The 14,845-nt window shown below is 65.8% G+C and carries 25 protein-coding genes; 21 read left to right on the top strand and 4 right to left on the bottom strand.

The window, feature by feature from the left end:
- Positions 1-432: 432 nt before the first annotated feature.
- From AC1DU4_RS07240 to AC1DU4_RS07230, 3 genes are all read right to left on the bottom strand, one after another.
- Positions 433-1,299 carry an ABC transporter permease gene (locus tag AC1DU4_RS07240; RefSeq protein WP_477838413.1) on the bottom strand — a complete coding sequence of 289 codons (867 nt, stop codon included), beginning with the start codon at positions 1,297-1,299 and terminating at the stop codon, positions 433-435.
- Positions 1,296-2,039, bottom strand: a complete 744-nt coding sequence (locus tag AC1DU4_RS07235; RefSeq protein ID WP_477838411.1) for an ABC transporter permease — start codon at positions 2,037-2,039, stop codon at positions 1,296-1,298. Before AC1DU4_RS07235 ends, AC1DU4_RS07240 begins: the two co-directional genes overlap by 4 nt.
- A gap of 110 nt (positions 2,040-2,149) precedes the next feature.
- Positions 2,150-3,118, bottom strand: a complete 969-nt coding sequence (locus AC1DU4_RS07230; protein WP_477838409.1) for an ATP-binding cassette domain-containing protein — start codon at positions 3,116-3,118, stop codon at positions 2,150-2,152.
- A 533-nt stretch (positions 3,119-3,651) separates the two neighbouring features.
- On the opposite strand from AC1DU4_RS07230, the gene AC1DU4_RS07225 reads away from it, so the two are divergent.
- Entirely contained in the window at positions 3,652-4,443 is a 792-nt protein-coding gene (locus AC1DU4_RS07225) for an oxygenase MpaB family protein (protein WP_477838407.1), read from the top strand.
- A gap of 24 nt (positions 4,444-4,467) precedes the next feature.
- Here AC1DU4_RS07225 and AC1DU4_RS07220 read toward each other — a convergent pair whose 3' ends face one another.
- Positions 4,468-4,956: a hotdog fold domain-containing protein gene (locus tag AC1DU4_RS07220; RefSeq protein WP_477838405.1), complete on the bottom strand. Its 489-nt coding sequence runs from the start codon at positions 4,954-4,956 to the stop codon at positions 4,468-4,470.
- Positions 4,957-5,478: 522 nt separating this feature from the next.
- Here AC1DU4_RS07220 and rpsJ point away from each other — a divergent pair.
- The 20 genes from rpsJ to rpmD all read left to right on the top strand — a co-directional run bounded on the left by rpsJ (position 5,479) and on the right by rpmD (position 14,845).
- Complete coding sequence (rpsJ, locus tag AC1DU4_RS07215; protein ID WP_003938093.1) at positions 5,479-5,784, top strand: 30S ribosomal protein S10; 306 nt, start codon at positions 5,479-5,481, stop codon at positions 5,782-5,784.
- A gap of 20 nt (positions 5,785-5,804) precedes the next feature.
- Positions 5,805-6,461, top strand: coding sequence for a 50S ribosomal protein L3 (gene rplC / locus AC1DU4_RS07210; RefSeq protein ID WP_072845943.1), 657 nt, complete (start codon positions 5,805-5,807; stop codon positions 6,459-6,461).
- Positions 6,458-7,138, top strand: coding sequence for a 50S ribosomal protein L4 (gene rplD, locus AC1DU4_RS07205; RefSeq protein ID WP_072845942.1), 681 nt, complete (start codon positions 6,458-6,460; stop codon positions 7,136-7,138). Before rplC ends, rplD begins: the two co-directional genes overlap by 4 nt.
- A complete protein-coding gene (gene rplW, locus AC1DU4_RS07200) occupies positions 7,135-7,440 on the top strand; it encodes a 50S ribosomal protein L23 (protein ID WP_072845941.1) in 306 nt (101 codons plus the stop codon). Before rplD ends, rplW begins: the two co-directional genes overlap by 4 nt.
- Before the next feature lie 39 nt (positions 7,441-7,479).
- Positions 7,480-8,319: a 50S ribosomal protein L2 gene (rplB, locus tag AC1DU4_RS07195; RefSeq protein ID WP_072845940.1), complete on the top strand. Its 840-nt coding sequence runs from the start codon at positions 7,480-7,482 to the stop codon at positions 8,317-8,319.
- 18 nt (positions 8,320-8,337) lie between these two features.
- Positions 8,338-8,619 carry a 30S ribosomal protein S19 gene (rpsS, locus tag AC1DU4_RS07190; protein WP_003940820.1) on the top strand — a complete coding sequence of 94 codons (282 nt, stop codon included), beginning with the start codon at positions 8,338-8,340 and terminating at the stop codon, positions 8,617-8,619.
- The gene (rplV, locus tag AC1DU4_RS07185) at positions 8,616-9,020 is read left to right on the top strand and encodes a 50S ribosomal protein L22 (protein ID WP_072845939.1); all 405 of its coding nucleotides are present in this window, start codon (positions 8,616-8,618) and stop codon (positions 9,018-9,020) included. The genes rpsS and rplV overlap by 4 nt, the downstream gene beginning before the upstream one ends.
- Positions 9,020-9,826 carry a 30S ribosomal protein S3 gene (gene rpsC, locus AC1DU4_RS07180; RefSeq protein ID WP_477838401.1) on the top strand — a complete coding sequence of 269 codons (807 nt, stop codon included), beginning with the start codon at positions 9,020-9,022 and terminating at the stop codon, positions 9,824-9,826. The genes rplV and rpsC overlap by 1 nt, the downstream gene beginning before the upstream one ends.
- Positions 9,827-9,830: 4 nt before the next feature.
- Positions 9,831-10,247 carry a 50S ribosomal protein L16 gene (gene rplP / locus AC1DU4_RS07175; RefSeq protein ID WP_072845937.1) on the top strand — a complete coding sequence of 139 codons (417 nt, stop codon included), beginning with the start codon at positions 9,831-9,833 and terminating at the stop codon, positions 10,245-10,247.
- Positions 10,247-10,483, top strand: coding sequence for a 50S ribosomal protein L29 (gene rpmC / locus AC1DU4_RS07170; protein ID WP_072845936.1), 237 nt, complete (start codon positions 10,247-10,249; stop codon positions 10,481-10,483). The genes rplP and rpmC overlap by 1 nt, the downstream gene beginning before the upstream one ends.
- Positions 10,480-10,767, top strand: a complete 288-nt coding sequence (gene rpsQ, locus AC1DU4_RS07165) for a 30S ribosomal protein S17 (protein ID WP_072845935.1) — start codon at positions 10,480-10,482, stop codon at positions 10,765-10,767. Before rpmC ends, rpsQ begins: the two co-directional genes overlap by 4 nt.
- A gap of 256 nt (positions 10,768-11,023) precedes the next feature.
- Complete coding sequence (gene rplN / locus AC1DU4_RS07160; protein WP_072845934.1) at positions 11,024-11,392, top strand: 50S ribosomal protein L14; 369 nt, start codon at positions 11,024-11,026, stop codon at positions 11,390-11,392.
- Entirely contained in the window at positions 11,392-11,706 is a 315-nt protein-coding gene (gene rplX, locus AC1DU4_RS07155) for a 50S ribosomal protein L24 (RefSeq protein ID WP_072845933.1), read from the top strand. The genes rplN and rplX overlap by 1 nt, the downstream gene beginning before the upstream one ends.
- A gap of 1 nt (position 11,707) precedes the next feature.
- Positions 11,708-12,274: a 50S ribosomal protein L5 gene (gene rplE / locus AC1DU4_RS07150; protein WP_072845932.1), complete on the top strand. Its 567-nt coding sequence runs from the start codon at positions 11,708-11,710 to the stop codon at positions 12,272-12,274.
- A 3-nt stretch (positions 12,275-12,277) separates the two neighbouring features.
- Positions 12,278-12,463, top strand: a complete 186-nt coding sequence (locus AC1DU4_RS07145; RefSeq protein ID WP_072845931.1) for a type Z 30S ribosomal protein S14 — start codon at positions 12,278-12,280, stop codon at positions 12,461-12,463.
- A 153-nt stretch (positions 12,464-12,616) separates the two neighbouring features.
- Positions 12,617-13,015 (top strand): 30S ribosomal protein S8, encoded by a 399-nt coding sequence (rpsH, locus tag AC1DU4_RS07140; protein ID WP_072845930.1) that lies wholly within the window; start codon positions 12,617-12,619, stop codon positions 13,013-13,015.
- Positions 13,016-13,029: 14 nt separating this feature from the next.
- The gene (gene rplF, locus AC1DU4_RS07135; protein WP_477838397.1) at positions 13,030-13,569 is read left to right on the top strand and encodes a 50S ribosomal protein L6; all 540 of its coding nucleotides are present in this window, start codon (positions 13,030-13,032) and stop codon (positions 13,567-13,569) included.
- Between the two features lies 1 nt (position 13,570).
- Positions 13,571-13,978 carry a 50S ribosomal protein L18 gene (gene rplR / locus AC1DU4_RS07130; protein WP_072845928.1) on the top strand — a complete coding sequence of 136 codons (408 nt, stop codon included), beginning with the start codon at positions 13,571-13,573 and terminating at the stop codon, positions 13,976-13,978.
- 31 nt (positions 13,979-14,009) lie between these two features.
- Positions 14,010-14,666 (top strand): 30S ribosomal protein S5, encoded by a 657-nt coding sequence (gene rpsE / locus AC1DU4_RS07125; protein WP_072845927.1) that lies wholly within the window; start codon positions 14,010-14,012, stop codon positions 14,664-14,666.
- Entirely contained in the window at positions 14,666-14,845 is a 180-nt protein-coding gene (rpmD, locus tag AC1DU4_RS07120; RefSeq protein ID WP_072845926.1) for a 50S ribosomal protein L30, read from the top strand. Before rpsE ends, rpmD begins: the two co-directional genes overlap by 1 nt.

Here is a 14,845-nt window from a genome sequence, read left to right as displayed (position 1 = left end):
ACCACAGTCGGATTTCGTCGACAGCATGGCTTGCCGCTCGGTCGCCGGGGAAGAGCGGTACGCGGTGGGAGTGAACGACGCCGCGACATGCCCAGCGGAGGCCGTCGCTCGCGCAGTGGTGAGACGTCAGCAGCGTCTCCAGCCACGCCAGGATCTCATCGATACCGGCACCGGCACCGGCACCGTCGACGCAGCGCGGGTCCACTTCTCGGCGCAGACATGCGCGCCGACCGTCACCGCCGCGGCCCTCGCGCATCCGGCTGTCTCTCGGCGCTGCGCGCGAAGTCTGCCGGGGCGGTTACTCGACCTCCGGCGTGGGCGCAGCCGCCGTCCGGGCCGCCTCAGCGCGGATCGGTGAACATACCGCGGCAACTGGCCGTTCTCCCGGGCCCGATGTCACCCACATCCGAGGGGACGGGGCGTCTGACTGGATCAGATGGGCGTTCCGGCGGCGCGCTTGTAGCCGTTGATTGCGGGCCAGGCGAAGATGGCGATCGCGCCGAGCGACCACAGCGTCGTCTTGATCAGCGGCTCGGCTACCGGCCCGCCGAGACTGAGGCCACGCATCGCGTCGATGGCGGTGGACATCGGTTGGTTCTCGACGAAACCCTGCAGCCAGACCGGATAGGCGGCGGTCGGCACGAAGCCCGAGTTGAAGAACATGAGCAGGGTGCAGACCAGGGACAGCAGTTCCACCAGCGGCAGCTTGGCGAAGTTCACCGACAGCGCGGTGACCATGGTCGCGAACCCCACACCCATCAGCAGCGGGACCAGCAGCAGAAGCACACCTGCCAGGAATCCCTGGCCGAATCGGAAGCCGAGAAGTACGCCGACCAACATGATCAGCACGGTGGTCAACACGATCCGCACGGCCTCGGAGATCAGCCGGCTGACCATGCCCGCGGCCCGGTGGGTGGGCAGGATCCAGAACCGAGCCAAGAGGCCCTTGCGCCATTCCTCCTTGAGATGGAGGCCGCTGGCCATCGACCCGAACATCGCGCCGACCAGGGCAAGCATCGGGGCGTACCCGTAGACGCTGTTGACACCGGTGGCCTTGGTGACCGAGATCCCCAGCACCGCCCAGAACATCACCAGCATGACCGACGGGTAGACGATGGCCTGCAGCATGGTGAACGGGTCCTTGGCCGATCTGAGGAGCAGTCGCCAGGTCTGGATCTTGCTGTGGGTGACGAGCGCCTTCCACGACGTCTCGGGGTACACCTCGGTGGGCACCGGGAAACGGAGCGCCACCGACTCAGGCGCTACTACCGGCGCGGGGGCGGAGTGGAGGTCGGTCATCCTCGCCTCACACTCGCCCACACCGTCAGCGGAGCAAACACCAGTGCCAGCCCTGCACACCACAGCAGGGCCGGTGTGAGCACGTGCATGGTGATCGTGCCGGCGGCGATGTCCCGCATGGAGATGGCGAACTGGGAGATCGGCTGGTTTCGGACGAACCACTGCGACCAGCTCGGGAACTGTGCGACGGGCACGAAGCCGGCCGAGAACATGCCGAGGATCAGCTGCGGCAGCGTCAGCGCCTGACTGGTCATTGCCGGGCTCTTGCTCAGGGTGCCGATCAGGTCACCCATCAAGGACAACGTCATCGCGATCGCCAGGGACATTGCGAGGAACAGCACGGTGTTGGTGGTGCCGCCATCGAATCGGAAGCCGATCATGTGGCCGTACGCGAGCGCGGCGATCAACGAGACCGTGCAGTGCACCAGCGCGGCGGTCATCCTTGACATCAGCGGCACGCCGGCGAAGATCGGCATCGTCTGGAACCGGTCGTTCATGCCGTTCGATGCTTCGAGGGCCGCCCGGCCGGCGGCCGAGATGGCGGTGAAGGCCATTGCCTGCAGGACGATGATCGGCATCACGAACTGTGCGTAGTCGATGCCCTGGAATCGCATCACCAGCCTCAGCGGCAGGTAGAAGCCGATGGTGAAGATGGCGGGGGCCAGCACGGCGATGAGGAACTGTCCGGTGGTCCACATGCTGCGCAGGCTTCGGCCGGACAGTGCCAGCCATTGCTGCATGCTAGACAGTTCGGGCCGACGGTGGCGGCCGGTCCGCGCGACGGTCCTCGAACGTGGCTCCGGCGGTCGGCCCTCGTCCGAGGTTCTGGTGGTGCCGGCCGTGATCGCGGTCATGACTCCTCGTCCTCGGAGACCTGGGGTTTGCCCGTCAGGGCCAGGAAGACGTCGTCGAGCGACGGTCGGCGCAGCGCGATGTCCGCCAGTGGGATCCTGGCGATGTCGAGCCGACGCAGCGCCTCGGCCAGCGTCTGGGCGCCGTACTGCGCGGGAATCGACAGCCGGTCGTGAGCGGTCTCGGTGATGTACTCCGGGGGGGCGAGGCTGGTGAGGACCGCGTAGACCCTCGGCAGGTCCTCGAGTCGCATCGGGACGACCTCGCAGAAGCTGCCGCCGGTCCGTTCCTTGAGTTGGTCCGCCGTGCCCTCGGCGATCACGGTGCCCTTGTCGATCACGACGATGTTGTCGCTGAGGACGTCGGCTTCCTCGAGGTACTGGGTGGTGAGGAGGACGGTGATGCCCTCGTTCTTGAGGTCTTGCACCAGCGTCCACACTCCCTGGCGGCTGCGCGGGTCCAGGCCGGTGGTCGGCTCGTCGAGGAACACCACCTCGGGGCGGGTCACCAGCCCGCAGGCGATGTCCACTCGCCGGCGCATGCCGCCGGAGTAGCCGGACACCTTGCGTTCCGCGGCGTAGACGAGGTCGAACTGGTTCAGCAACTCTTCAGCCCGAGTCTTGGCGGCCTGCCGATTCAGGCCCATCAGCCGGCCGAAGAGAATCAGGTTCTCCCGGCCGTTGAGCGATTCGTCGAGGGCGGCGTACTGGCCCGTCATCATGATCGAACGCCGAACCGACGCGCCCTGGGTCGCCACGTCGTGGCCGGCGACCAGCGCGCGTCCGGAATCGGGGCGCAGCAAGGTGGAGAGCACGTTGACCGTGGTCGTCTTACCAGCGCCGTTCGGCCCGAGAATCCCGAGCACAGTGCCGCGCGGCACCTCGAAGCTGACCCCCTGAAGCGCTTTCACGTCACCGAAGGACTTGCGGATTCCCTCGACGAGGACCGCAGAGTGGGGTGAAGGCATGCCCGCGAGTATGTCATGGGTACCTGTATGCGGAGGCTGTCCGGGCTGTGAATTCGGCGGGTTCGGCTGGTGGCGAACAGGTTGGTAACACTCGGCGGGTACGGATCGATAGGCACTGAATGTCCTGTACGCGGTCGGCCAGCCGGCGTGCGCACTCTCGCCGAATGGCAGGAATCACTGCGGGTGGTGGGCAAGGACACGGTGGGTCGATCGAACCCGGTCCGAATGTCGCTGTGTGACGCGCCTTGCCCGATTCCTGGTCGGCGCCGGCGCCACCGATTCGACTCACCCGAGGTGGTCAAGTTGTAGCAGGGGTGTCGTCCGGGGCCTCCGCACGCACCCGGTCCCGAACCCCCGGGGAACCCCTCGCAGGCGTCCGCGTCCGCCGACCGAGCGTGCCGGATGTCAGAAGTTAACGGTGAATCTCCTCCGCGCGCGGTGGAGATGATTGTGTTGCTGCAGTTGAGAGTCTTGATGCGGCGGTTTCGTCCGGATGCTGGTGAACCGAGAACTGCTGTGGTTTCATCAATCGCATGAGCCGTCGCGCCGTACACATCGAGGATCTCGCCGGCGAGGGCGTCATGCTCGCCGCCGGCGGCCGGGCGATCCTGCTGCAGATTGCCAACGAGGGCGTCGGGCACGGCGTCGCGGACCACAGCGACTTCGCCTACCGCTCGGTCGACCGGCTGCGGACCACGATGACCTACATCTATGCGGTGGTCTACGGGACCGAGGCCGAGCGCGCCGCGGTGGTGCGGATGGTGAACAAGGCGCACGCGAAGGTTCGTGCGGAGAACTACAACGCCTTCGACCCCGAACTGCAGCTGTGGGTGGCGGCAACGCTCTACGAGAGTGCTGTGAGCCTCTACGAGCGGCTCTTCGGCCCGCTCGACGACGCGAATGCGGACGCGCTGTACCGGGAGTATGCGGTGCTCGGGACCGCGCTGCAGGTGCCGGCCGGGATGTGGCCGCGCGACCGCGCCGCGTTTGCCGCCTACTGGAAGGAAGAGCTCGACCGTGTCGAGGTGGACGCACAGGTGCGGGCGACCTCCCGGGACCTGTTCCATCCGGTGAAGGCGCCGATGCTGATCCGCTGGAACCTGCCGGCGTATCGCTGGCTCACCACCGGGTTGTTGCCGGCGCAGCTGCGCGAGAAGTTCGAGTTGCCGTGGACGGCGCGGGACCAGCGCCGGTTCGAGCGGGTGATGACGCTGCTCTCGTGGGTGTACCCGCGGATCCCCGCCGCAGTGCGGCACGCGCCCAAGACCGTCTACCTGTGGGACATGCGCCGCCGGCTGCGTACCCGCGGCGGTATCGAGGCCTGACCGCGGGTGCCGGCGGCGGCCGGGTCAGGCGGGCGTCAGCCAGATGGTGATGTCGGCGTGCACCACCTCGGTGCCGGACTTGTCGTAGATCGCGACCGGCACGGTGAGCTCGGTGCCCGAGGTGATCTCATCGAACCGGGGCAGTGCCGGCAACGACGCGACCGCGCGCAGCCCGGACTCGGCCTTGGCCAGGTACCGGGTGTTCATCGCCTTCGGGATCCAGCGGTGCGTGGTGGGGACGGTCGCCTCGGCGAGCATGCCCATGGCGGCCTCGGCGAGATTGCAGGCGGCGATCGCGTGGAACGTCCCGATGTGGTTGTGCACGCCCCACCATTTCGGGGCCCGCACCTCGCACCGCCCCGGCTCGAGCGCGGTGACGCGGGGGAGCACGGTTGCGAAGTACGGCACCCGGGCGCACATGCCCAGTGAGAACAGTGCGGGGCGAAGTGCGTTGTCCGGCAGTCGGAGCCAGCTGCGGTACGTCGGGCTGGGGGAGGGGGTCTGGGTGGCCATGCCACCGATCTTACTCTGGAGTAAGATTGACGTGACCCAGTCGGCGTCGGCGAGGAGTTGAACTCGTTGCCGGTCTGCGGCATACTGTTCAGGTTGCCTTGACCCGGGACGTGCTGTTTTGCGGCCTGCGTCGGGCGAGTGAGGGTCATGCACCCGGCGTGCCAGGGATGAAAGTCCCGGGAGGCCTGGTCAGAACCAGTGCAAGACGGAAGCAGTACCACCAGGTGCTCATTACGAGCGCATCCGGTGCACATTCTTCAGATCGGCGCGAAAGCGTGGATCGGAGAATGAGTGGGAGGGCGACACGCCCGACCGCGTGTGTCGGAGATCCATGACAGATGAACAGCGGCAGCGGATCGGATTCTTTCGATCGGGATCGGATTCTTTTTGCGATCGCCAACGTTCGGACACTCATGGGCTGGGCAGGAACTGTGCAGACGAGGTAGCCCCAGCCGGGTCTACGTGAACGAAGTAGCCCCCCGGGTCTACAAGGGCCTATTCGGCAAGGAAGAGGACACAAGCGTGGCGGGACAGAAGATCCGCATCAGGCTCAAGGCCTACGACCATGAGGCGATCGATGCGTCAGCGCGCAAGATCGTCGAGACGGTGACCCGTACCGGGGCCCGTGTCGTTGGACCGGTGCCGTTGCCGACCGAAAAGAATGTGTACTGCGTCATCCGCTCGCCGCACAAGTACAAGGACTCGCGCGAGCACTTCGAGATGCGTACCCACAAGCGGCTGATTGACATCCTCGACCCGACGCCCAAGACAGTCGATGCCCTCATGCGCATCGATCTGCCGGCCAGCGTTGATGTCAACATCCAGTGAGCGCGGCGGAGACAAAAACAATGACTGAGAACAAGATCAAGGGAATCCTGGGCACGAAGCTCGGCATGACCCAGGTCTTCGACGAGAACAACCGGGTCGTCCCGGTGACCGTCGTCAAGGCTGGGCCCAACGTCGTCACCCAGATCCGTACCGAAGAGCGTGACGGCTACAGCGCCGTGCAGCTCGCGTTCGGCGCCATCGACCCGCGCAAGGTGAACAAGCCGGAGGCCGGCCAGTTCGCCAAGGCCGGCGTCACCCCGCGTCGCCACGTCGTCGAGCTCCGCGTTGCCGACACCTCCGAGTACGAGGTCGGCCAGGAGCTCACCGCCGAGCTGTTCGAGGACGGCGGCTACGTCGACGTCACCGGCACCAGCAAGGGCAAGGGCTACGCCGGTGTCATGAAGCGTCACGGCTTCAAGGGTCAGGGCGCCTCGCACGGCACCCAGGCCGTGCACCGTCGCCCCGGTTCCATCGGTGGTTGCGCCACCCCCGGCCGCGTGTTCAAGGGCATGCGCATGGCGGGTCGCATGGGTAGCGACCGCATCACGACGCAGAACCTCTCGGTCCACAAGGTGGATGCCGAGAACGGTCTGCTGCTCATCAAGGGTGCGATCCCGGGCCGCAAGGGTGGCCTCGTGATCGTCAAGACCGCAGTGAAGGGTGGTGCGTCCGCATGACCGAGACCGCAACCAAGCTGACCCTCGACGTCCGCACCGCCGACGGCGGCACCAACGGGACCGTCGACCTTCCCGCCGAGCTCTTCGACGTGACGGCCAACATCTCGCTGATGCACCAGGTCGTCGTCGCGCAGCTCGCTGCGGCACGTCAGGGCACGCACTCCACCAAGACCCGCGGCGAGGTTCGCGGTGGTGGCAAGAAGCCGTACCGTCAGAAGGGCACCGGCCGCGCCCGTCAGGGTTCGACCCGCGCTCCGCAGTTCGCCGGTGGTGGCATCGTGCACGGCCCGCAGCCGCGCAACTACGCGCAGCGCACGCCCAAGAAGATGATTGCCGCCGCCCTGCGCGGTGCACTCTCCGACCGGGCACGCAACGAGCGCATCCACGTGATCACCGAGCTCGTCGCCGGGCAGACTCCGTCCACCAAGGGCGCGAAGAAGTTCCTCGGCGAGATCTCCGATCGCAAGAAGGTCCTGCTCGTCGTGGGCCGCGAGGACATCGCAGCCTGGAAGAGCGTGCACAACCTGGAAGGCGTGCACCCCATCGCACCCGACCAGCTGAACACGTACGACGTGCTCAACAGCGACGATGTCGTGTTCAGCGTCGAGGCGCTCAACGCGTTCATCCACGGGCCGGCCGAGTCCGCCCAGGCAGACAGCAAGGAGGAGAGCAAGTGAGCACCATCGCTGACCCCCGCGACATCTTGCTGGCCCCGGTGATCTCCGAGAAGTCCTACGGACTGATCGAGGAGGGTACTTACACCTTCCTGGTGCACCCGGACTCGAACAAGACGCAGATCAAGATTGCCGTCGAGAAGGTCTTCGGCGTCAAGGTGACCAGCGTCAACACGGCCAACCGTCAGGGCAAGCGCAAGCGGACGAAGTTCGGTTTCGGCAAGCGCAAGGACACCAAGCGCGCGCTCGTGACCCTCTCGGCCGACAGCAAGCCCATCGAGATCTTCGGAGGACCGGTCGCGTAAGCGCCGGGACTTGACGAGACATAGAGGACGAGAAGACTCATGGCAATCCGTAAGTACAAGCCGACTACCCCGGGCCGTCGTGGCTCGAGCGTCTCGGACTTCGCCGAGATCACTCGGTCGACTCCCGAGAAGTCGCTTATTCGCCCGCTGCATGGTCGCGGTGGTCGTAACGCCCACGGTCGAATCACCACTCGACACAAGGGTGGCGGCCACAAGCGCGCCTACCGGCTGATCGATTTCCGTCGTAACGACAAGGACGGCGTGCCGGCCAAGGTCGCTCACATCGAGTACGACCCCAACCGCACGGCGAACATCGCCCTGCTGCACTACGCCGACGGTGAGAAGCGCTACATCATCGCGCCGAAGGACCTCAAGCAGGGTGCGAAGGTCGAGTCCGGTGTCGGAGCCGACATCAAGCCGGGCAACAACCTGCCGCTGCGCAACATCCCGACCGGTACCACCGTGCATGCGGTGGAGCTGCGTCCGGGTGGCGGCGCCAAGATGGCCCGCTCCGCCGGTGCCAGCATCCAGCTGCTGGGCAAGGAGGGCGCGTACGCGACCCTGCGTATGCCTTCCGGTGAGATCCGTCGCGTCGACGTGCGTTGCCGCGCGTCGGTCGGCGAGGTCGGCAACGCCGAGCAGTCGAACATCAACTGGGGCAAGGCCGGCCGTATGCGCTGGAAGGGCAAGCGCCCGACCGTCCGTGGTGTCGTGATGAACCCGGTCGACCACCCGCACGGTGGTGGCGAGGGCAAGACCTCCGGTGGACGCCACCCGGTCAGCCCGTGGGGACAGCCTGAGGGCCGTACCCGCAAGCCCAACAAGCCGAGCGACAAGCTCATCGTCCGTCGCCGCCGTTCCGGCAAGAACAAGCGCTAGTCAAGGAGGGAGTGAAGGATGCCACGCAGCCTTAAGAAGGGCCCGTTCGTCGATGACCACCTCCTTGCGAAGGTGGACGTGCAGAACGAGAAGGGAACCAAGCAGGTCATCAAGACCTGGTCCCGTCGTTCCACGATCATCCCGGATTTCATCGGGCACACGTTCGCGGTGCACGACGGCCGTAAGCACGTTCCCGTGTTTGTCTCCGACTCGATGGTTGGACACAAGCTCGGAGAGTTCGCACCGACCCGCACGTTCAAGGGTCACATCAAGGATGATCGGAAGGCGAAGAGGCGATGAGTAACACCGAAACCGCCAACCCGACCGCCAAGGCAATCGCGCGCCACGTGCGCGTGACGCCGATGAAGGCGCGTCGTGTCGTGGACCTGGTTCGCGGGCGCTCGGTCGAGGACGCGCTGAACATCCTGCGGTTCGCGCCGCAGGCCGCCAGCGAGCCGGTTGCGAAGGTGATCGCCAGCGCAGCTGCGAACGCCGAGAACAACCTGGACCTGGACCCCAGCACGCTCGTCGTTGCGACGGCGTACGTGGACGAGGGCGCGACCCTCAAGCGGTTCCAGCCGCGTGCACAGGGACGTGCGTTCCGGATCCGCAAGCGCACCAGCCACATCACGGTCATCGTGGAGAGCCTGCCCAAGGCCGGCGCCGCGACCCGTAATCGCCGGAAGGGAAGTGCTCGATAGTGGGCCAGAAAATCAACCCGCACGGCTTCCGCCTCGGCATTACGACCGACTGGAAGTCTCGCTGGTACGCAGACAAGCAGTACGCGGAGTACGTCAAGGAAGATGTCGCCATCCGCAAGCTCCTCGCCACGGGCATGGAGCGGGCCGGCATCGCGAAGGTGGAGATCGAGCGCACCCGTGACCGGGTTCGCGTCGACATCCACACCGCTCGTCCGGGCATCGTCATCGGCCGCCGCGGCGCCGAGGCCGATCGCATCCGCGCCGAGCTGGAGAAGCTGACCGGCAAGCAGGTTCAGCTGAACATCCTCGAGGTCAAGAACGCCGAGGCCGAGGCCCAGCTCGTGGCCCAGGGTGTCGCCGAGCAGCTGTCGAACCGTGTCGCGTTCCGTCGCGCCATGCGTAAGGCAATCCAGTCTGCGATGCGTCAGCCCAACGTCAAGGGCATCCGGGTGCAGTGCTCCGGTCGTCTCGGCGGTGCCGAGATGTCCCGCTCGGAGTTCTACCGCGAGGGTCGGGTTCCGCTGCACACGCTGCGTGCGGACATCGACTACGGGCTCTACGAGGCCAAGACCACCTTCGGCCGCATCGGCGTGAAGGTCTGGATCTACAAGGGCGACATCGTCGGCGGCAAGCGTGAGGTCACCGCCAGCGCAGCCCCGGCCGGCGACCGCCCGCGCCGCGAGCGTCCCTCGCGTCCGCGTCGCTCCGGTGCCTCGGGCACCACCGCGACCAGCACCGAGGCCGGTCGCGCCGCAACCGCGACCGCTGAGGCTCCGGTTTCCACCGACACGAATCAGGAGGGCTGACGCTATGTTGATCCCCCGTCGGGTCAAGCACCGCAAGCAGCACCACCCGAGCCGTACCGGTGCCGCCAAGGGTGGCACCCAGGTGACCTTCGGTGACTACGGCATCCAGGCTCTCGAGCCCGCCTACATCACCAACCGTCAGATCGAGTCCGCTCGTATCGCGATGACGCGCCACATCAAGCGTGGCGGCAAGATCTGGATCAACATCTTCCCGGATCGCCCGCTCACGAAGAAGCCTGCCGAGACCCGAATGGGTTCCGGTAAGGGTTCGCCCGAGTGGTGGATCGCGAACGTCAAGCCGGGCCGCGTCATGTTCGAGATGACGTACCCCAACGAGGAGACTGCTCGCGAGGCCCTGACCCGCGCGATGCACAAGCTCCCCTGCAAGTGCCGGATCGTCACGAGGGAGGAGCAGTTCTGATGGCTACTGGAACCCCAGCCGCAGAGCTCCGCGAGCTCACGGAAGAGGAGCTGGTCACCCGGCTCCGCGAGTCAAAGGAAGAGCTGTTCAACCTGCGCTTCCAGATGGCGACCGGTCAGTTGGACAACAACCGTCGTCTGCGGACCGTCCGCCACGAGATCGCGCGTGTCTACACCGTCATGCGTGAGCGTGAGCTCGGTCTCGCCGCCGGACCCGATGCGGGTGACGCGGCATGAGTGAGAACCAGAAGGACAGCGCAGTGAGTGAAGAGCGCGGCATGCGCAAGACCCGCATCGGCTACGTGGTCTCCGACAAGATGGAGAAGACCATCGTGGTCGAGCTCGAGGACCGGGTCAAGCACCCGCTCTACGGCAAGATCATCCGCCGTACCACCAAGGTCAAGGCGCACGACGAGAACAGCGTCGCCGGCGTCGGCGACCGCGTCCAGCTGATGGAGACCCGACCGCTGTCGGCGACCAAGCGCTGGCGTCTGGTCGAGGTGCTCGAGAAGGCCAAGTAGGAACAGCAGTACCGTGCAGCGGCCCGCTCCCCGTCGGGGGCGGGCCGCTGCCATTTCAGAGTGGTTTACCGACGCCGGTGCCAGGTCAGCTCGGGTGCGGGGGAGTGGGGTCGATTTGGCATCGGCCCTGCAGTTCCCTACACTAGAGCGGTTGCCTGTGCCTCCGCGTGTCCGCATGCGGGTGGGTGGGGCAACAGGCCGCGCGCATCGGGTCGGTATCCGCTGCGTAAGAAAATCCAGGTCTTAGGAGAGATCAGTGATCCAGCAGGAGTCGCGACTGCGTGTCGCCGACAACACGGGTGCCAAGGAGATTCTCTGCATCCGCGTTCTCGGCGGATCGTCTCGTCGCTACGCCGGGATCGGCGACATCATCGTCGGAACCGTCAAGGACGCCATCCCCGGTGGCAACATCAAGAAGGGCGAGATCGTCAAGGCGGTCATCGTTCGCACCACCAAGGAGCGTCGCCGTCCGGACGGTTCGTACATCAAGTTCGATGAGAACGCTGCCGTTCTCATCAAGCCTGACCACGATCCCCGCGGTACCCGCATCTTCGGCCCCGTCGGCCGCGAGCTGCGCGACAAGAAGTTCATGAAGATCGTCTCGCTCGCCCCGGAGGTGCTGTGATGAAGGTGCACAAGGGTGACACCGTTCTGGTCATCGCCGGCAAGGACAAGGGCGCGAAGGGCAAGGTCATCAAGGCCTTCCCCGCGACCGACAAGGTCCTCGTCGAGGGCGTGAACCGGATCAAGAAGCACACCGCGGTCTCCGCGAACGAGCGTGGCGCCTCCGTCGGCGGCATCGTCACGCAGGAGGCCCCGATCCACGTCTCGAACGTGCAGGTCGTGGACTCGGACGGCAACGCCACTCGCGTGGGTTACCGGACCGATGACAACGGCAAGCGGGTTCGGATCTCCCGTAAGAACGGGAAGGACATCTGAGATGACTAGCACTGAGAACAAGATCCAGCCGCGTCTGAAGGCCCGCTACCGCGCGGAGATCAAGGACGCGCTGAACGCGGAGTTCGCCTACGCGAACGTCATGCAGATCCCCGGCGTCGTCAAGGTCGTCGTCAACATGGGTGTCGGCGACGCCGCCCGTGACGCGAAGCTCATCAACGGTGCGGTCACCGACCTCGAGCTGATCACCGGCCAGAAGCCGGAGATCCGCAAGGCTCGCAAGTCCATCGCGCAGTTCAAGCTCCGCGAGGGCATGCCCATCGGCGCGCGCGTCACCCTCCGTGGCGACCGCATGTGGGAGTTCCTGGACCGTCTCGTGTCCATCGCGCTGCCCCGTATCAGGGACTTCCGCGGCCTGTCGGGCACGCAGTTCGACGGCAACGGCAACTACACCTTCGGTCTCAACGAGCAGTCGATGTTCCACGAGATCGATGTGGACAAGATCGATCGCCCGCGCGGTATGGACATCACCGTCGTGACGACCGCCACCAACAACGAAGAAGGCCGTGCCCTGCTCAAGCACCTCGGCTTCCCGTTCAAGGAGAACTGAGCCATGGCGAAGAAGGCACTGGTCAACAAGGCCAACAAGAAGCCGAAGTTCGCGGTGCGCGCCTACACCCGCTGCCAGCGGTGCGGCCGGCCCCACTCGGTGTTCCGCAAGTTCGGCCTGTGCCGAATCTGCCTGCGCGAGATGGCCCACGCGGGCGAGCTGCCCGGCGTTCACAAGAGCTCCTGGTAGCACAGACTTCTGGCTCGCAGCCGTGAGCCAGTTCAATAGGAAAACCCCTTCGCGGTAGGCCCACGGCCGGCCGTGGCCGGTGACCGAGAGGTCACCGGCCACGGAACGGTGTTGCATGGGAACCACTGCGAGAAAGGTGAACAGGTCACCCCTATGACCATGACCGATCCGATCGCAGACTTCTTGACTCGTCTGCGCAACGCCAACACGGCGTTTCACGACGAGGTGAAGCTTCCCCACTCGAAGATCAAGGCGAACATCGCCGAGATCCTCAAGCGCGAGGGTTACATCTCCGACTTCCGTACCGAGGACGCCGAGGTGGGCAAGACCCTCATCGTCGACCTGAAGTACGGACCCAGCCGAGAGCGCAGCCTCGCGGGCGTCCGGCGCGTTTCCAAGCCCGGTCTCCGGGTTTACGCGAAGTCCACCAACCTGCCCAAGGTCCTGGGCGGCCTCGGCGTGGCGATCATCTCCACGTCATCCGGCCTGCTCACGGATCGTCAGGCGGCCAAGCAGGGCGTGGGCGGCGAAGTCCTCGCCTACGTCTGGTAAGGGAGGCCACCACAATGTCGCGTATTGGAAAGATTCCGGTCACCGTCCCCGCGGGCGTTGACGTCACCATCGATGGCCAGGACATCTCGGTGAAGGGCCCCAAGGGCGCCCTCTCGCTGACGGTCTCCGAGCCGATCGCCATCACCAAGGGCGAGGACGGTGCCGTTCTGGTCACCCGTCCGGACGACGAGCGTCGCAGCCGCGCGCTGCACGGCCTCTCGCGCACCCTGGTCGCGAACCTCATCACCGGTGTCACCGAGGGTTACACCACCAAGATGGAGATTCACGGCGTCGGCTACCGCGTCGCACTGAAGGGCAAGGACCTCGAGTTCGCCCTGGGCTACAGCCACCCCGTGCCGATCGAGGCGCCGGAGGGCATCACCTTCGTGGTCGAGTCGCCCACCCGGTTCTCGGTGTCCGGCATCGACAAGCAGAAGGTCGGCCAGATCTCGGCCAACATCCGTCGTCTGCGTCGCCCCGACCCCTACAAGGGCAAGGGCGTTCGCTACGAGGGTGAGCAGATCCGCCGCAAGGTCGGAAAGACGGGTAAGTGATATGAGCCAGACTGCAAACCAGAAAGCCAAGCGGATTCCGCTGGGCAAGGATGCGTCCACCACGCGTCGTCTCGCGAAGACGCGTCGTCACTTCCGTCTTCGCAAGAAGATCTCCGGCACGCCCGAGCGTCCTCGCCTGGTCGTCAACCGGTCTTCTCGCCACATCCACGTGCAGCTCGTGGACGACCTCGCCGGCCACACGCTGGCGGCGGCGTCGACCATCGAGGCCGACATCCGTGGCGCGGAGGGCGACAAGAAGGCCCTCAGCGCCAAGGTGGGTCAGCTGATCGCCGAGCGCGCCAAGGCCGCCGGCATCGAAGCCGTGGTCTTCGACCACGGTGGACACGGCTACCACGGTCGCATCGCGGCACTCGCGGATGCAGCCCGCGAAAGCGGGTTGAAGTTCTGATGACCAACATTTCGAACGGAAGGACAGTCTGATGCCGGGACGTCAGAGGCGTGACGGCGGCAGCGGACCCGCCGGACAGAATGGCCCCAACACCGGGGACAACCGTGGCGGCGGCGACCGTCGTGGCGGCGGCCGTGACGATCGTCGCGGTGGCCAGTCGGCCGAGAAGTCGAACTTCATCGAGCGCGTTGTCACCATCAACCGTGTCTCCAAGGTCGTCAAGGGTGGTCGTCGCTTCAGCTTCACCGCTCTGGTCATCGTGGGCGACGGCAACGGACTCGTCGGCGTCGGCTACGGCAAGGCCAAGGAAGTTCCCGCGGCCATCCAGAAGGGTGTCGAGGAGGCTCGCAAGAGCTTCTTCCGCGTCCCGATGATCGGCTCCACCATCACCCACCCGATCCAGGGTGAGGCGGCGGCCGGTGTGGTCATGCTCCGTCCGGCCAGCCCGGGTACCGGTGTCATTGCCGGTGGCGCGGTGCGTGCCGTGCTGGAGTGCGCGGGTATCGCGGACATCCTGTCGAAGTCGCTCGGTAGCGACAACGCCATCAACGTCGTTCACGCGACCGTTGCTGCGCTCAAGGGTCTGCAGCGTCCCGAGGAAGTTGCGGCTCGCCGCGGCCTGACCCTCGAAGAGGTTGCCCCCGCCGGCATGCTGCGCGCTCGCGCACAGGCTGGGAGTGTGAAGTAATGGCAGATCTCAAGGTCACCCAGATCAAGAGCACCATCGGGACCAAGCAGAACCAGAAGGATTCTCTGCGCACGCTCGGTCTCAAGGGCATCCGTCAGACCGTTGTTCGTGAGGACAACGCACAGAACCGCGGTCTGATCAACGTGGTGCGCCACCTCGTAACCGTTGAGGAGGTCTAA

This window comes from Rhodococcus sp. P4_F5 (genome assembly GCF_056401315.1).
The sequence above is the reverse complement of the archived record's forward strand: the minus strand, read 5'-3'. Positions and strand labels throughout refer to the sequence as shown.

Excerpts from the sequence above, each read along its gene's own strand:
- rplP (WP_072845937.1), top strand. The coding sequence starts at position 9,831 with ATGTTGATCCCCCGTCGGGTCAAGCACCGCAAGCAGCACCACCCGAGC.
- AC1DU4_RS07240 (WP_477838413.1), bottom strand. The coding sequence starts at position 1,299 with ATGACCGACCTCCACTCCGCCCCCGCGCCGGTAGTAGCGCCTGAGTCG.
- rpsE (WP_072845927.1), top strand. The coding sequence starts at position 14,010 with ATGCCGGGACGTCAGAGGCGTGACGGCGGCAGCGGACCCGCCGGACAG.
- AC1DU4_RS07230 (WP_477838409.1), bottom strand. The coding sequence starts at position 3,118 with ATGCCTTCACCCCACTCTGCGGTCCTCGTCGAGGGAATCCGCAAGTCC.
- AC1DU4_RS07235 (WP_477838411.1), bottom strand. The coding sequence starts at position 2,039 with ATGCAGCAATGGCTGGCACTGTCCGGCCGAAGCCTGCGCAGCATGTGG.
- rpmC (WP_072845936.1), top strand. The coding sequence starts at position 10,247 with ATGGCTACTGGAACCCCAGCCGCAGAGCTCCGCGAGCTCACGGAAGAG.
- rplE (WP_072845932.1), top strand. The coding sequence starts at position 11,708 with ATGACTAGCACTGAGAACAAGATCCAGCCGCGTCTGAAGGCCCGCTAC.
- AC1DU4_RS07225 (WP_477838407.1), top strand. The coding sequence starts at position 3,652 with ATGAGCCGTCGCGCCGTACACATCGAGGATCTCGCCGGCGAGGGCGTC.
- rpsQ (WP_072845935.1), top strand. The coding sequence starts at position 10,480 with ATGAGTGAGAACCAGAAGGACAGCGCAGTGAGTGAAGAGCGCGGCATG.
- AC1DU4_RS07220 (WP_477838405.1), bottom strand. The coding sequence starts at position 4,956 with ATGGCCACCCAGACCCCCTCCCCCAGCCCGACGTACCGCAGCTGGCTC.
- rplD (WP_072845942.1), top strand. The coding sequence starts at position 6,458 with ATGACCGAGACCGCAACCAAGCTGACCCTCGACGTCCGCACCGCCGAC.
- rplC (WP_072845943.1), top strand. The coding sequence starts at position 5,805 with ATGACTGAGAACAAGATCAAGGGAATCCTGGGCACGAAGCTCGGCATG.
- rplF (WP_477838397.1), top strand. The coding sequence starts at position 13,030 with ATGTCGCGTATTGGAAAGATTCCGGTCACCGTCCCCGCGGGCGTTGAC.
- AC1DU4_RS07145 (WP_072845931.1), top strand. The coding sequence starts at position 12,278 with ATGGCGAAGAAGGCACTGGTCAACAAGGCCAACAAGAAGCCGAAGTTC.
- rpsH (WP_072845930.1), top strand. The coding sequence starts at position 12,617 with ATGACCATGACCGATCCGATCGCAGACTTCTTGACTCGTCTGCGCAAC.
- rplV (WP_072845939.1), top strand. The coding sequence starts at position 8,616 with ATGAGTAACACCGAAACCGCCAACCCGACCGCCAAGGCAATCGCGCGC.
- rpsS (WP_003940820.1), top strand. The coding sequence starts at position 8,338 with ATGCCACGCAGCCTTAAGAAGGGCCCGTTCGTCGATGACCACCTCCTT.
- rplB (WP_072845940.1), top strand. The coding sequence starts at position 7,480 with ATGGCAATCCGTAAGTACAAGCCGACTACCCCGGGCCGTCGTGGCTCG.
- rplR (WP_072845928.1), top strand. The coding sequence starts at position 13,571 with ATGAGCCAGACTGCAAACCAGAAAGCCAAGCGGATTCCGCTGGGCAAG.
- rpmD (WP_072845926.1), top strand. The coding sequence starts at position 14,666 with ATGGCAGATCTCAAGGTCACCCAGATCAAGAGCACCATCGGGACCAAG.
- rplX (WP_072845933.1), top strand. The coding sequence starts at position 11,392 with ATGAAGGTGCACAAGGGTGACACCGTTCTGGTCATCGCCGGCAAGGAC.